The sequence below is a fragment of the Sutcliffiella horikoshii genome, from assembly GCF_021991925.1.
GTDB classification, from domain to species: Bacteria; Bacillota; Bacilli; order Bacillales; family Bacillaceae_I; genus Sutcliffiella_A; species Sutcliffiella_A horikoshii_F.
In genome coordinates, this window is the sequence record NZ_RXZI01000008.1 from 143,538 (window position 1) to 158,854 (window position 15,317).

The 15,317-nt window shown below is 42.6% G+C and carries 11 protein-coding genes; 7 read left to right on the top strand and 4 right to left on the bottom strand.

The annotated features are described in order from the left end of the window. Window positions 1-21: 21 nt before the first annotated feature. Complete coding sequence (locus tag EKQ44_RS18135) at window positions 22-489, bottom strand: ferritin-like domain-containing protein (RefSeq protein WP_331254671.1); 468 nt, start codon at window positions 487-489, stop codon at window positions 22-24. A gap of 164 nt (window positions 490-653) precedes the next feature. Between EKQ44_RS18135 and EKQ44_RS18140 the strand changes: the two genes are divergently transcribed. The 4 genes from EKQ44_RS18140 (at window position 654) to EKQ44_RS18155 (ending at window position 4,456) form a co-directional block, all read left to right on the top strand. Then, the gene (locus EKQ44_RS18140; RefSeq protein WP_237664959.1) at window positions 654-998 is read left to right on the top strand and encodes a PadR family transcriptional regulator; all 345 of its coding nucleotides are present in this window, start codon (window positions 654-656) and stop codon (window positions 996-998) included. Beyond that, a complete protein-coding gene (locus tag EKQ44_RS18145) occupies window positions 995-1,984 on the top strand; it encodes an HAAS signaling domain-containing protein (RefSeq protein WP_237664960.1) in 990 nt (329 codons plus the stop codon). Before EKQ44_RS18140 ends, EKQ44_RS18145 begins: the two co-directional genes overlap by 4 nt. 142 nt (window positions 1,985-2,126) lie before the next feature. Continuing rightward, a complete protein-coding gene (locus tag EKQ44_RS18150) occupies window positions 2,127-2,963 on the top strand; it encodes an STAS domain-containing protein (protein ID WP_237664961.1) in 837 nt (278 codons plus the stop codon). Between the two features lie 266 nt (window positions 2,964-3,229). Continuing rightward, complete coding sequence (locus EKQ44_RS18155) at window positions 3,230-4,456, top strand: helix-turn-helix domain-containing protein (protein WP_237664962.1); 1,227 nt, start codon at window positions 3,230-3,232, stop codon at window positions 4,454-4,456. Window positions 4,457-4,507: 51 nt separating this feature from the next. On the opposite strand, the gene EKQ44_RS18160 is transcribed toward EKQ44_RS18155, so the two are convergent. Both EKQ44_RS18160 and EKQ44_RS18165 read right to left on the bottom strand, forming a co-directional pair. Continuing rightward, window positions 4,508-4,906 (bottom strand): hypothetical protein, encoded by a 399-nt coding sequence (locus tag EKQ44_RS18160; RefSeq protein ID WP_237664963.1) that lies wholly within the window; start codon window positions 4,904-4,906, stop codon window positions 4,508-4,510. Continuing rightward, complete coding sequence (locus EKQ44_RS18165) at window positions 4,907-7,114, bottom strand: MMPL family transporter (RefSeq protein ID WP_237664964.1); 2,208 nt, start codon at window positions 7,112-7,114, stop codon at window positions 4,907-4,909. Between the two features lie 167 nt (window positions 7,115-7,281). Between EKQ44_RS18165 and EKQ44_RS18170 the strand changes: the two genes are divergently transcribed. From EKQ44_RS18170 to EKQ44_RS18180, 3 genes are all read left to right on the top strand, one after another. Further along, entirely contained in the window at window positions 7,282-7,968 is a 687-nt protein-coding gene (locus EKQ44_RS18170) for a response regulator transcription factor (RefSeq protein ID WP_237664965.1), read from the top strand. Further along, window positions 7,961-9,355, top strand: coding sequence for a sensor histidine kinase (locus EKQ44_RS18175; RefSeq protein WP_237664966.1), 1,395 nt, complete (start codon window positions 7,961-7,963; stop codon window positions 9,353-9,355). The genes EKQ44_RS18170 and EKQ44_RS18175 overlap by 8 nt, the downstream gene beginning before the upstream one ends. A 112-nt stretch (window positions 9,356-9,467) precedes the next feature. After that, the gene (locus EKQ44_RS18180) at window positions 9,468-10,712 is read left to right on the top strand and encodes a helix-turn-helix domain-containing protein (protein WP_237664967.1); all 1,245 of its coding nucleotides are present in this window, start codon (window positions 9,468-9,470) and stop codon (window positions 10,710-10,712) included. A gap of 49 nt (window positions 10,713-10,761) precedes the next feature. Here the strand turns inward: EKQ44_RS18180 and EKQ44_RS18185 are convergent, their stop codons facing one another. Further along, entirely contained in the window at window positions 10,762-14,478 is a 3,717-nt protein-coding gene (locus tag EKQ44_RS18185) for a S8 family serine peptidase (RefSeq protein WP_237664968.1), read from the bottom strand. Window positions 14,479-15,317: the final 839 nt, after the last annotated feature.

Consider the following 15,317-nt stretch of genomic DNA (forward strand, 5'->3'; position numbering starts at 1 on the left):
ACGTATCCTGTCCCTTTGCGGTTACCTCGCAAGACCTCTTTCGAAAGCAGCCAAGTGATTGACCGAGGCATCTCGTAACCTGGTAAAAACGAGTCTCACATCATTTGGAATGTTTAAAGCGAGGAATTTATCATACATGCCAATATTCTCGATTTCGCCTTCCACTCCTGCTGCATAGGCATCCTGTATAGATGGCGGTGTGGTAACGAATTGAGGGGAGATGTCTTGCGGAATAGGGACTTGATATTGTTGGAATAAGGGTAACAGGGCACTGATGTGTCGTAGTTCGGCCTCTTGGATCCTTGCAAATGTACGGATATAGCCGTATGTTCCAAGGATCCTGTTGTAGCGTGCCTGAGCAAGGTATTCGTCCTGTAACGCATAGGTAAGTATGTCAGGAAGAGTTAATGATGCCGCATTCAGGGCACCTTTTGCCCCGTAGGTATCAGCAGTTTGGCGGTAAAAGTAAGGATGGTAGGGATAAAACATAGTGCAACCTCCTAGAAGTATTAATTACATAGTATATGCGCCTAAGAAAAAGTGGTGTAAACGCACCTATCAAAAAAATGGCTAGACTTTCCTCACTTCCATACTGTATGATACATAGTATAAACCATACTGTACGACATATAGTATAAAAAAGAGGTGAGCAGATGGGCGATGGGTTGTTGCAGACGTTAACGACGGAATTGAGGAGGGGGACCTTGACCCTGGCGGTGTTAAGTCAGTTGAGGACTCCTCAGTATGGATATTCGCTTGTCCAATTGCTTGAACATAGTGGAATCACTATCGAGCAAAGCACACTTTATCCGTTGCTCAGGCGTTTGGAAAAGCAGGAACTGGTCACGAGCAGCTGGGATAAAACGGAAAGCAGGCCACGGAGATATTATGTTTTAAGTGAATATGGAACAGAAATTCTTGAGAAGTTGAAAAAGGAATGGGAGAAAACAACTAAGGAACTGGCGATTCTATTAAGAGAGGAGAATGAGAAAGAATGAAACTAATTGAGCTATATGTTCAAGAGGTGACAAGAAGGCTGCCTGAACGCCAACGGGAAGATATTGGACTGGAACTGCGATCAACGATAGAGGATATGTTGCCTGATGATTATCAAGAGGAAGATATCAAAACGGTACTTTCTGAACTTGGGCATCCGGCTAAACTTGCTAGCGGATATCTAGATAAGCCGATGCATTTAATAGGGCCGCGTTACTTTGATGTATATGTGAGTTTGTTGAGGTTGATCATTCCACTTGCGATGATCATTTCGTTTTGCGTGGTGACTTTTGTCGGCATATTCTCTTACAGTGGAGAAGGGGAAGTGATCCCGGTCCTATTGGGTATGATTGGGGATGGAGTCTGGAATAGCATAAGCGCTGGGATGCAGACATTTTTCTGGATAACGCTTACGTTTGCAATTGTAGAAAGATACGATACATCCAATAAAACCAACCCGATTACATCAAACTGGAAAGAATGGACTCCAGAAGATCTGAAAGATGTTCCATATATTCCCAAAGAAAGAGCAATTACAAAGGTGGAATTGTTCGGCAGTATAATCTGGACGGTCATTTGGGTAGCCGGTTACTTCAATGCAAATAGACTGCTTGGAATCTATGAAAAAGGAGAAGAGGGGCTGACACTTGTGACGCCACTTTTCAATCAGGCCCAATTGATTTCCTTCTGGCCACTTGTAATGTTGGTGATTCTATTGGAGCTAGGATTGGTAGCGTATAAATGGAAACTTGGGCAATGGACCATGAAACTTGTTATTGCCAATGTAGGTGTCCATGTGGTGTCACTTGCTGTATTCCTTCTCGTTTTCAGCAATTTAGCCGTGTTCAACCCAGCATTTTTTGACTATTTGCAAGAGCTGTTTGGCTTTACACACCAGCTCCATCATATTTTCTGGGTGGCGGTACTGATATTTCTCCTTTCTTCAATCTCAGATATTTATCAAGGTGTGAAAAAAGCGAAGAAGTGATACAATAGTCCTGGATGCTAAGAAATAAAGAACAAGGGAAGGAGTTTTTTAAGTACTTCTTTCCCTGTTTTTGTCGAATAAAGGAGGATTCCTCTTTTTTATCTAGAAGTAGAAAGTAAATACATGTAAAGGGGATAATGAAATGAGTGTGAAATTTATCAGCAATGGAGAGGTAACCGATTTTCTTAAGGAACATAAGGATGAGTTTGAGGCAATTCTGTTATCAGAGGCTGTAAATGTCGCATCCAAAATCAATGATATTTTGCAAAAGGGAAATATCGATCTTCTTAAAAATGCTCAAACCTTGATTCAACGAGTGGTAGAGCAAAAAGAATCAGAGGTTATCGAGTTTGCTGAACAAGAAGGGGTAGCCTGGGCAAAACATTCTCTCACCTTATCGTTTAAGCTGGAATGGGTGCAGGCGATCAGGAGGACACTCTGGAAATTCTTACATAGATATATTGAGGAAAGAGGAACATATCTCGCACCGGAAGACTTTTTTGAAATGGAGAAAAAAATAAATAATAATATCGATTACTTCTTAAATAGTTTTTTCCTGAGCTATTCCCATTACAAGGATGAATTGCTTAATTCTCAAAGAAAGCTGGTGGAGCACCTATCTGTTCCCATCATCCCTGTCAGTCCTACCGTTGCAGTGTTGCCTTTGATCGGTCATGTGGATGACTATCGCATTAGGATCATCGAAGAGAAGGCTTTGTTGGAAATCTCCGACTTAAAGCTACAGACCCTTGTCCTAGATCTTTCTGGTGTCACTACCATGGAGGAAAATGTCATCTCAAAGTTTGAAGATATTCTTACTGGCGTTTCGATGATGGGGTGCAAGGCGGTACTGACAGGCTTGCGGGCAGAGCTTGTTCGTGAGATTGTCAGCATGGGAGTTTCTTTCCATCAGTATGCAGAAACGCATGGAACGTTGCAACAGACCTTGAAGAAGTATTTGTCCGTACAGGAAGTATAAATAGAACCGGTGGGCTCCTTATGTATGGACTCCTACCGGTTCTTTTTGCATCCTATGCTACTGTGAATTTCCCAATTCACTTCTCTGCTTTTCCTTCTTTTCACCTATTGTAAATTTTTTTTCGACCTTTATAGATAGTAAAAGAGTAGAAAAACGTCGTTTTTAGGACTTATTTCCCGAAAAATAACCCCAAGAGGTATTTCCTGACCTTTCTATAATTCTTTAATAACAGGGGCAATAGCTTAGTTATTAAAGGAGAGATTGTTATGGTAGTGGGGGAAATTATTAGATTTTATCGGGTACGTACAGGGTTGACACAATCCCAGCTTGGGGAAGGTATATGTACGACAACCCATGTAAGTAAAATCGAGCGGGGGAAAACGGCTTACTCGGATGAAATCATTTCACTTTTATCCGAAAGATTAAATATAAATATTCAGGAAGAATTGGCTTATCTCCAAGAGGTAAAAAGACTTTTACAAGAATGGCACAATGCCCTGATCTTGCGCAGAAAGACCAAGATAGAGGAACTGAAGAAGGAACTAGGTAAATCAAAGGTAGTGCAGGTCTCAAAGTATGCTGCCCGTTACCATCTGTTGATGGCTAGGTACTATCTGCATCACAATAAATTAGCCGAAGCTGAGGGTTTGATCAAGTGGGTAGAGAAAGAGTATATAGATAAGATGCCTTTTGATTGTAATCTCTATCTTCATATAAAAGGGATTTATTACTTGGGGTCATCCAATAATGAAGATCACCAGAAAGCGATAAGTGTTCTTAATCAAATCAATCTAAAGGAATACGGAAACAAGGAATATTATTATCACCTTGCGACGGCTTACTTTTTGATTGATTCCAAAGTATTGTCATATTACTATATCGAGAAGGCACTTAAATACTTTAAGGAGTCAAATAATTTTCTTCAGGCAAATAGGGCGGAGGCGATGATGCTTTTGCAATTGAGCAGCGACATCTACAGTGATTTCGATTTTATCGTGGATAGATACAATAACCTGATCAATAACTGTGAGCAATATGGGCTTACCGAAAACAAGGGATTGTTGTTGAATAATCTAGGATATGAATATTACAACAGGAAGTTATATGATGTGGCATTGCACTACTTTAAAGAGGCATTGGCCCTTGCAGAAGAGAAATCGAATAGTTATCTCATACGCCTATATAACTATATCGACTGTAACATCGAAGGGAACTTCGGGAAAAAGCGGTTCTTGCTCAGGAAAATAAAAGAAGGGCTGACAGACGCAAAATTGAGTAACAATACTTTGCATAAGACCTTGTTTATGCTATTAAAGTATCGTTTGGAAGAAAACTATGAAGCCTACTATCAGTTCATGGAAACAGTAGCGCTGCCTCAATTCCATTCAGGAAAGCATGTAGCCTTGATGAAGCGATATGGAAAGGTCCTCTTCACGCATTACATAAAAAATAAGAACCATGAGAAAGCGGCGGAAATGTCCATGTACATCTGACATAATGGAAAGAGGAAAGTCCCCCGACAACTTGTGGCGGGGGACCGTCCTTTACTTGTCTTTTATCACTTTTCCAAAAACGAATGTCAGGAGCGCAAATAAAATGAAGCTGATCATTAGAATTGTCCCGCCGACAATATAGAAAATAAGGGTGAATGTCTCTGGCAGTGCTTCAGGTTTTAAAAAATACATCCACATTCCTGCTGTGAGTCCAAAGCTCCCGATGATTGCCGTCCACACATGGAAAGTGGCAAGTTTAGATGTTTTCGGGATGGCAAACAAGGCATAAAAGACAGCAAAAGCAAACAAGGAAAGCCAGCCGACCACAAGGATGTGGGCATGGATGGCACGAAATGCGTAAGATCCAGCCCCTGCCATGTGCCCTCCTATGAAGACGCCAATTACTGCATAAAGCGCAGAAAAACGGATTAACAGTTTGGTTCTATTCATTTATTCTCTCTCCTTTTGACTCTTTTGTTCTATGACTTTTGAAGGCCACCAGTTCCAATCCTTCAATAAAGTAACGATTGCCGGTACTAGCATGCCTCGGATGAGAAAGGCATCCAGCAGTATTCCGATACAAACGATAAAGCCAAACATAAATAGCTCCAGAATAGGTTGTGTCATCAATACGCCGAATGTAGCCGCAAGAATGATACCGGCGGAAGAGATGACCCCTCCTGTCAACGCCACACCTCGTCTTGTCGCTTCTTTTGTGGAGAAGGAGCGATTTTCCTCCTTGATTCGTGAGATAAGCATAATATTATAATCGACCCCAAGAGCCACAAGGAAAACGAATGCGTAAAGTGGGATGCGATAGCTCATCCCCTCAAATCCAAAGATTGTATCAAAAATGAACCAGCTTAAGCCAAGTGCCGAGGCGTATGATAGCAATATGGTTGTCATCATGTAAACCGGTGCCACCAATGAACGTGTATGGAAGATCAACATCCCGAAAATGACAATGGTGACAGCAACCACTATTAGCATGGTATCACGGTCATTAGTGGAACGGATATCCGCGGAAGTAGCGGTTTCCCCGGCGAAATATATGTCATAATCGTTTGCATCAAGACCGCTTTCCCTTAAAATCTCTTGCTTTGATTCGGTCAGTTGGTCTAGAATGTCCATCGCTTCTGCTTCATATGGGTTCATCGTTAAAATAATATCAAACTTCAATGCCTTTCCATCTTCACTCAGTATGCGGCTTCCTTCCCTGCCGCCTGTTGCCATCATATCTTTTTCAGGAAGAGTGGTACTGGAAACTCCCTTCATGTTAAGGAAACTCTCGTTCAATCTTTCTATTGCATCCAGCTCCCTATTAGAAAACGCGAAGCCGATCTCTTTTTCCACCAACACATTTACAGGAGCCAGCTCACCTGCTGGGAATTTTTCCTCTAGTTGTTCAAAACCAATCCTGGATTTCATCTCCTCCGGGAAAGACTGGATGATATTATAGGAATAGTTGGCGTTGAACAATTGAGAAGCGTTTAAAAGTAAAAAGACTAGTACAAGCCCTCCTGCAAGAATAGGTTTTTTGGTAACGAATCCGCCTACTTTCCCCCAGAAGCGATTCTTCTCTAATGTTTCTTCCCCTACTTTAGGGACGAAAGGCCAGAATGCCCTGCGGCCGAAAATGGTGAATAGTGCCGGAATCAAGGTAAGTCCTGCTATTAATACAATGGCAATGGTAATGGTGAATACAGGTGCAAAGCTATTGTAAGGCCCATAGTCTGCCAATAATAATACAAGCATGGCAGCAAAAACAGTTCCGCCTGAGAAAATGAGAGGCTCAGCTATTCCACGAACTGCTTTTCGCATGGCTTCATGTTTATCTTCTTGCTTCCTTAATTCTTCACGGAATCTGGAAAAAACAAAAAGGCTGTAGTCCACGGTCGCCCCGAATAAGAGGATCATCACAATGGAGATGGATTGAGCTTCCACCGTGAACACGTCATTTTTCGATAAAAGTCCAAGAACACGATCCACAACCTGATAGACAAATGCAACAGCCACCAACGGGATGATCGCAAGCAATGGGGAACGATAGATGACAATCAGTAAAATAAGGACCAATGCGATGGTGGAGAATAATAAAACCAGATCGGCATTGGAAAATATGGCAATCGTGTCAGAAGCGATTCCCGCAGGCCCGGTTATCACCATCGTTCCGTTGGTTAATGAAGTTTCCGTGAATTCTTCGATGGATTCAACGGTATCATGGACCTCGTCCATCTCCAGTTTATCTTTTAAAAACAGGGGGAGAACAAGTGTTGTCCCATCTTCAGATAAAAAATCTTTTTTCGCCTGTTCGGGAAATTGATGGAATGGAACGGCAGATTGAATGGTTTCCAGCTTGGAATCATCCTGGATCCATTTGCTGACTTCATCCACTTCTGTAGAATTTTCCGTATTCCATCCCTCTTCGTTATGAAAGACCAATAAGGCGAACAACCCGTTATCATCCGGAAAGTAAGCATCGAATTTCTCACTTGCCACAACGGACTGCGCTTCTGTAGGAAGATCATTCTCTCCCGTGTTGACCTTGTAGTCATTGACAGAAGGTGCTGCACTTAATGCTCCGGTAAGGATGATCCAAGCAAGCAGAATCACCCAGACCCCTTTCTTATGGGATGCGTATTTTGCTATCTTTTTCATAGGAACCCTCTTTCTCTAATTGCTTTTTAACAATGAATTGGAACGATGTAAGAATAGCACGGGAATGTTAATGAAATGTTAACGAAAAAGGCGATCTTTGTGTTAACGTACTATTAACATTTAACTGGCATAATGGAGGAAGTAGTACTATTAGAGAGGAAAGAAACATGAAAATATTAATAGTAGAAGATGATAGTAATATAAGGGCCATCATCCAGATGTACATGTCTAAACAGGGATATGAAACCATTCTGGCAATAAATGGCGAAGAAGCATTGGAACTGTATTATGGAGAAACTCCCGATTGTATCATTTTGGATCTCATGTTGCCCGAAATGGACGGTTGGGAAGTCTGCAAACTGATCCGTCTGGATGACACCCTCATTCCCATCATCATGTTGACGGGAAAAGGGGAAAGCTACGATATCGTAAAAGGACTGGAGCTTGGGGCAGATGATTATATGGTCAAACCCTTTGATCCCAATGAATTGTCCGCTAGGGTAAAGGCTGCCTTAAGAAGGGTGACACCTGCCAATCAGCAAAGGGATGTCATTCACTTAAAAGATTTTATGCTTAACTTGCAAGAGTTCAGGCTGCGCATCGGCAACAAAGATGTGAAGCTTGCCCCAAAGGAACTGGAGTTGCTCTATTATTTTGCCTATCATCATGATCAAGTCCTATCTAAGCAACAGTTATTGGACAAGGTTTGGGGCTATGATTTTGATGGAGATCCGCGGACGATTGATGTCCATATCAAGCGGGTCAGGGACAAACTAGCTTCTAATGGCTCCACCTGGTCCATCACGACTATCCGTGGTGTAGGCTATCGATTCGAGGGGAAAGTTAATGAATAAAATATTTTATAAACTATTTTTTATCTATGCCCTTATCATCTCGAGTTTGTTTATCATTTTTGGACTTATCTTCCTGTATCTGTTTCATGTTGATCTTTATGAAGACTTTGAAGAAACGTATACACATCAACAACAACAGATTACCAAGGTGCTAAAAGCAAGCGAAGAGTTTGCTTGGACAGAAGAAGAGACAATGGCGGCGCTTGAGCCAAATCTAGATGAAAAAGACTTCTATGTGTTCCTGTTTGAGGTCGATGGGAACAGGATCTTTAAGGATGTGCCCTTTAAACAAGGCGAGATTGGAAAGGGTCTGTTGGATAAAGCGATATCCGGGGAGTACGTTGCAAAAGGTGGCTGGAATAATGGTGATTTGAGTTATATGATCGCCTCCCCGATAGAGGGGCAAGTGATCATGGTCATGGTCTTTCATGATCTAAGCCACGCCTATCAGCAGGTCTTGTATATGATCTTACTTACCTTTGCCATCACCATTGCCATCGCTGGCATCGTCATCTGGTTCCTTTCTGCAAGAATCACTGCCCCGCTAAGGGATATGAACGAGATCGCTTTAAAATATGCGAAAGGGGACTTCTCACAATCTGTCCAGGTTTCCTCTAAAGACGAAATAGGGCAACTTGGCGAAAGCTTCAATCATATGGCAGCAGAGCTGAATTCCTTGGAGGAAACAAGAAAAGCGTTCATTGCTAATGTCTCCCATGATTTGAGGACACCCCTTACTTCGATCAAAGGATTTTTGATTGCTTTGTTGGATGATACGATTCCAGCCGATCAACGAAAAGAATTTTACCTATTGATGAAGGATGAAACAGAGCGAGTCATCAAGCTTGTCAATGATACCCTTGATATGTCGCAATTGGAGGCAGGTCAAGTTACGCTAAAACCCACTTCTTATAACTTGACGAAACAACTGCAGTTGATTGCGGTAAAGCTTGAACCTCATCTTGCCAATAAGAAATTGGAGATACAGCTCATCCCGGACAATCAAGAGATGATGGTGGTTGCTGACAGGGACAGAATTGAACAGGCACTTATCAATCTATTGCAAAACGCCATCCAGGTGTCATCCCATCAACAGAACATTCAAGTGATGTTGGAAAGGAAGTCAGAGGAAGTGGTGATAAGCATAACGGATCATGGGGAGGGGATAAAGAAAGAGAACCTCGAGCACATCTGGGAACGGTTTTATAAAACCGACAAAGCCAGATCAGGGAAAACCGGCATTGGAATTGGCCTGTCCATTGTGAAATCCATTATGGATTTACATGCAACGACCATCGAAGTGGAAAGTGAGGTCGGGGTAGGTACGGTGTTTCGTTTTGCATTGCCGTTGATGAAGCAAGAGTCGGATGATGAAGGAGAGGGATAGGTGAAGTAGTCATATGTCCGACTTGTTTCAATTGGGAGAAGCTGTCTGTCACCTACATGCAAACTGTGGTAGGATAAGAAAAAATTAGAACTAAAGCACAGGGGATGACAGCATGCTGGAAGGTAAGATTATTAAATTTTATCGTGAATTTCAGGGGTTAAAGCAAAAGGATCTAGGAGATGGAATTTGTTCCAGTACCCACATCAGTAAAATAGAGCGTGGCCTGACGGAGGTATCGGGTGAGACCATCGATTTTTTATGCAAGCGGCTGGGAATCGAGATGGAAGCCGAGATGAAGAATTATAAGGAGATCGAACAGCTGCTGAAAGAGTGGCAGGATGCCATCGTCAAAAAACTTAAACCGAGGGTGGAATTCATCAAACGCCAGCTCCAGGACTTCAATTTATTGCACATGCAGGATTTCTACCGCTTATACACCCTTATCCTCACAAGGTATTATCTATTTGTTGGGGAAGGTAGGAAGGCTGACAGTTTAATCGAAGAAATGTCGGTCTGGACGGACTTGACACCTTACGAGAAAAATCTGCTCTTGCATGTAAATGGAATCTATCATTTATTAAATAAAAGTAACTATGTGAAGGCACTTGCCTGCTTAAAGGAAATTAATCTTGAAGACTACCCTAACCAAGAATACTATTATGATCTCGCTCTCGCATACCATTCCCTTAACTCGCGGGTGCTCGCATTCTTCCATGCAAACAAAGCACTGCAGTATTTTACTAAAATACGAAGTTTCTCCCGTATCATTGAATCAGAAATGCTCATGGTCATCCAACTTGAGCAATCAGAAGACCATCCCACCTTAAGTCAGGAATATCATAGATTGATTGAAATGACAGAAGACTATGGGCTGGAACATCAAAAAGCGATGCTATACCATAATGTGGCTTATCTGTATTTAAGAAATGGGGAATATGACAAGGCAAGCAACTTTTATAAAAAATCAATGGATGCAAGAGAGAAGAGCCATCCCAATTATTTGGGTTCCTTAGAAGGCTATGTGAATGCCTTGACGAAAGAAGGGAAGACCTCAAGGGAAAAACTTCTTGCCCTGGTGGGACAAGGGTTGGATCTGTCCTATGCCTCAAGCGCTTCAACATTTATCCACATTTTTAAGATGCATCATTTCTACCTGTCTAATCAAACAGAGAAGTATTATGAATACTTGGAAAAGGAAGCATTCCCTTATTTTAAAGATAAGGGGTATATGTTACTGGTGGAGCATTATACGGTGGTTCTGTTTGATTATTATATGGAGAAGAATGATATGGATAAGGCGAACAGCTTTGCAGGACCTGTGATCAATAAGTTCAGGCGGAATAATCAGTTTGTTTAAAAATAGTGGAGCATGGAGACCATTGAAGGCTCCATGCTCCATTTATTTGTTAGCGCAGACCGTAGGCTTTGATAATTTCTTGTGTGATTTTGTTGCCTTGGTCGTCCCATGCAGAAGTTCTGAGGGACACGCTTTTAGCTGATTTCGGGTTTTTGATGGATGCGATGAAAATATCCTCATTACGGTTCACCTTCACTTCTTTCCATGTTGCCCCTTCATCAAAAGAAACTTCAAGTGTTGCACCTTCTACCTCTCCGTAGCCGATCCCATCTTTTACTTTTTCCACAGAGATGACAAGTTCCGTAGGTGGGTTCAATGGTGCATTTCCATTTCCATCTGTGTCGACTTGGTAGTTTAGCGTTAGGAATGGAAGATCATATTGCCATAATTCATCATCTTTCTTCGCCTTGAAAATCCATTCTGTATTGGTGCGGACAGATGTATTCCAACGGTTTGCATCACGTTTCGCTTCTGTTACGACGCGGAACTCTTTATATTCATCCGTCAGGACGCCAAAGCCATTGACAGCCTGTCCTCCGCCTTCACGAATAAGCGTATCACCATGGAATAGTTTGGTTTTTTGGTTTTGAACAGAAATATCATAATCTGTTCCACCTGTATTCCCAGATCCTGCGTCAGCCCAAGCCGGAACATTGATTTGCAAGGAGTTGCCTTGTGCTCGAGGTGCCCAGTAGCCTTCTCCTAATGCTGGACGAACGACTGGAGAGAACCAGTTTTCCTCCAATTTCTGTCCTTCTTCATAAACAACACGCGGCTGGCGGATCTGCCAAGTTGCATCTAATACTGTTGCTTGGTGATACCAGTACGTATCCTTGGTGGCAGAAACATATTCGGTTCTTGTAGTAGGGAAGGAAATCTTGTATTGGAATCCAATCGCACGTCTAGTGTAAGGTCGCATATCAAAGCGGAATTCTCCACCATCAGTGTCTACGTGGGATTTATAGTTTGTCTCAATTACTGCAAGCTCATTATTTTTCGGCTCGTATGCCAATTTCTCTGGAACATTTTCTTGATGGACATAATCCAAGTCATAGACGTATGGAGAGTCCTTTGTTCCTTCGACTTGCAACTTCACGTTCCCGGAACGAACAGCTTTAATCAAGTTATCTCCTTCTGATTTGCTTATTGCTGCAGCAGTTAAAGGGACATTTCCAACTGATGTATTAAATTCTACATCTTCATAGTTCGCAATGATTAATAGCTTTGCACCGGCAGCAACAGCCGCTGCAGCTTGCTCGGCCGCACTGATTGTTTTGCTGCGATTGATGACAACTGCCTTACCTTTCGCATCCAAGCTTTCGTAGTCAGCTTGTGCCCCTTCACCCGCATATATAGTCTCAAGATTATGCTTTCCTTCTAAAAGGGTACTTCCCGGCATCACGATATCATCTAATTCTTTGCCTTTATAATTCATGGTCAGGTATGGCTTTATTAAGCGCCAACGCGTTAAAAATTCAAATTCGCCTAGTGTTGTCTTTTTAGTAGGTGTTGCATAAAGTTTATCCACCCATACAGGCATCAGATAGACACTGTGTACTGTACCTTTACCCATCGTCTGGTAGTATTCCATACGCTGATACATCGGTTCTGTTTTCTTAGGAACCTTGACTGTGATTTCGTTGGCTTTTCTTGCATCCAATTCCACCGTCTTCGGTCCATCTAGTACTACTTCCGGATCTCCGACAAGAGCAACCCCTCTGTGGTCTGTATTCACATCAACATCCATCATGGACATCACAGAATAAGTGCCTTTTTTCAAGCGAAGTTCTCTTGTTCCTGGTACTGCGATAGATTCTGGTTGCATGTTTTCGTTGAACATGACCACATATGCAAGGGTAGGTGAGCCATCACGGTCTGTGGCATTCAATGTTAGTGTGTATCTTTCATCTTCTTTTATTGTAGCCATCGTTGTGTGGACCAATGCTTCCCCATTTGCACTGGCAGTTAAATGGCCTTGGTAGCGTTGACCGCTTTGTCCGTGTGCAGGGTCTACTGTTACTTGGACGTCTGCAGTTCCATTAGCTGGGACAGTGACAGTTGTTTGAGCAAGAGTCAACATGCCCTCAGGAGCGGCCTTGCCAGTTGCATCTGCAAAAGTAGCTTCAAGGTCAAGGGTGATGTCTTGGTCGCTTTCATTTGTGTATGTTACTGTTTTCTCTACAGGTGCTGCCTCATCATGCGGCCATTGGAAGAAACCGAATGAAACGGAGCCTGTTGCTCTTATGTCTGTATTCAATGCTTTTACTATATCAATGCGTCCAGTCCCGATATGGTATGGCTGATAATTTGGTAGTTTTTTCGCTGTATTCATCAGTGTTTCTTTTAATTCTTGAGGAGTGGCCTCAGGATTTTGTTGTAAAAGAATGGCCACTGCTCCTGCTACGTGAGGTGTAGCCATGGATGTACCGTTTTTGCTTGTGTAAGAACCAGAGCCTGTGGCGTATTGGGAGCGGGCGGCCATGATTCCTACTCCAGGAGCGGAAAGGTCAGGTTTCAATGCCATGTCCCCAAGTCGAGGTCCTTTGGAGGAGAAGTAGGCAAGGTTGTCCGCTTTATCAACAGCACCAATAGTAAGAGCTGCGTCCGCTGCACCAGGAGAACCAACACTTCCTTCTGCACCAGCATTACCTGCTGCAATGACGAAAAGTGTTCCGTGTTCTTCAGTAAGTGTGTTAACCGCTTGCGCCATTGGATCCGTTCCGTCACTACCAACAGAGCTTCCAAGACTCATGTTAACAACATCTGCATTTTGAGCTGCCCATTCCATTCCTTCGATGATCCAAGAGGCAAGACCAGACCCGTTATCGCCAAGTACTTTTCCTACTAGTAATCTAGCATCCGGGGCTACACCTTTGTGTTGCCCGTCAGAAGCAGCACCAGTTCCAAGAATAGTAGAGGCTACGTGAGTACCGTGTCCGTTTTTATCTTGAACTTCTTCACCAGGTACAAAACTTATTGCTTCATCAAGTTGCGGAGCAATGTCAGGGTGTGTCGGATCTATTCCGCTATCAAGAACGGCCACCTTGATGCCTTCCCCAGTAAGACCTGATTCCCAAGCTGTGTGAGTGCCAATCTGTGGCACACTTTGATGAAGAGTAGCTTCGACTTTAGCATCTAACCAGATCTTTTCGATTGCGTAGTTAAGTTGTACAGATTCTGGTTTGGATGCATCTGTCTTTTCTGATTGCACATCATTCCAGAAAGTTGTTGCTTCTTCTTTGTTTGTTTCTAAAGCAGCAGCGTTAATGCTTTTTAGCTCACGCTGTTTCTTTGCGCCTTTTGGCGCTGCTTTTTTGGAAGCTGCTTTTGCTTTCGTTTCTTGGTATTCGACGATGACAGGGAGGGTGTTGCTGTTGTTGTCATCAAACTGATATTCTACTAGTTTTGTGATGTTGAAAAGGTTGTGGTCAAGCTTCCCTTCCGCCAGATAAGGCATCGCAGCATTCGGGTACACATATGTGTCGTCCCCGACTGTGATGACGCGAATTCCATCCCCATTGTTCTCAGCAGGTTCTACGTTAATGACACTTTGTCCAGTTGGCAGTGCGGTTACATGAACAACATCCCCTGTAATGAGGGTGATTTTTGAGTCGCCTGTTCCAAGTTGATCGTGGATGATGGTAGGTTCGTTAGCAGTTGTAGATTTTGTGGCTGCCCCAAGTGCCTGGCCCTGAAAAAGGGACGTGGCAAGCATAAAAATCGCGACGATTGCTATAAGGAACGGTTTCAGTTTAAGCTTTCGCATGTACATTCTCCTGTTCTGTTAGTTGTTTAGTAGACTATGTATTTCTTAGAAGTAGGTTGATGGGCAGAGTTGAGCGGGATTTCACCTCCTGGGTTCGGTTTGTTTGGTGCTTGTTACGAGATTCTAGTTGTTAAGGCATGAAGAAAGGTGATGAGGATGTGATTCGTGATGCGAAGTTAACTGAATTGTATAGGCTGTCGGATGGTGTTGACAAATGGTGTTTTGAGTGGGCCCAAAGTACTGTATAACGTGTTAGGAAAGTGAAAGAATGGAGCGGATTTAGCTTTGGAATGTTTCCTTAGTACTAAAAAGAGGAAGTGGAGTTGGGGTTTTGAGGTCTAAAAGGGGTTTTTGAAGGGGTCTGACCCGCTGTGCGTTAATGCGTTAAAGTGCTGTGCTGTAGATGGAAGAATAGTCACCATGAGGTGGATAAAGACAATCTCGTGCAGAAAAAGTGTTTGAGATTGTCATGAAGAGTGGATAAAGACAATCTCGTGTAGAAAAAGTGTTTGAGATTGTCATGAAGAGGTGGATAAAGACAATCTCGTGCAGAAAAAGTGTTTGAGATTGTCATGAAGAGGTGGATAAAGACAATCTCGTGCAGAAAAAATGTTTGAGATTGTCATGAAGAGGTGGATAAAGACAATCTCGTGTAGAAAAAGTGTTTGAGATTGTCATGAAGAGGTGGATGAAGACAATCTCGTGTAGAAAAAGTGTTTGAGATTGTCATGAAGAGGTGGATAAAGACAATCTCGTGCAGAAAAAGTGTTTGAGATTGTCATGAAGAGGTGGATAAAGACAATCTCGTGCAGAAAAAATGTTTGAGATTGTCATGAAGA

Coding starts and splice junctions, on each gene's coding strand:
- EKQ44_RS18135 (WP_331254671.1), bottom strand. CDS start 489: ATGTTTTATCCCTACCATCCTTACTTTTACCGCCAAACTGCTGATACC.
- EKQ44_RS18140 (WP_237664959.1), top strand. CDS start 654: ATGGGCGATGGGTTGTTGCAGACGTTAACGACGGAATTGAGGAGGGGG.
- EKQ44_RS18145 (WP_237664960.1), top strand. CDS start 995: ATGAAACTAATTGAGCTATATGTTCAAGAGGTGACAAGAAGGCTGCCT.
- EKQ44_RS18150 (WP_237664961.1), top strand. CDS start 2,127: ATGAGTGTGAAATTTATCAGCAATGGAGAGGTAACCGATTTTCTTAAG.
- EKQ44_RS18155 (WP_237664962.1), top strand. CDS start 3,230: ATGGTAGTGGGGGAAATTATTAGATTTTATCGGGTACGTACAGGGTTG.
- EKQ44_RS18160 (WP_237664963.1), bottom strand. CDS start 4,906: ATGAATAGAACCAAACTGTTAATCCGTTTTTCTGCGCTTTATGCAGTA.
- EKQ44_RS18165 (WP_237664964.1), bottom strand. CDS start 7,114: ATGAAAAAGATAGCAAAATACGCATCCCATAAGAAAGGGGTCTGGGTG.
- EKQ44_RS18170 (WP_237664965.1), top strand. CDS start 7,282: ATGAAAATATTAATAGTAGAAGATGATAGTAATATAAGGGCCATCATC.
- EKQ44_RS18175 (WP_237664966.1), top strand. CDS start 7,961: ATGAATAAAATATTTTATAAACTATTTTTTATCTATGCCCTTATCATC.
- EKQ44_RS18180 (WP_237664967.1), top strand. CDS start 9,468: ATGCTGGAAGGTAAGATTATTAAATTTTATCGTGAATTTCAGGGGTTA.
- EKQ44_RS18185 (WP_237664968.1), bottom strand. CDS start 14,478: ATGCGAAAGCTTAAACTGAAACCGTTCCTTATAGCAATCGTCGCGATT.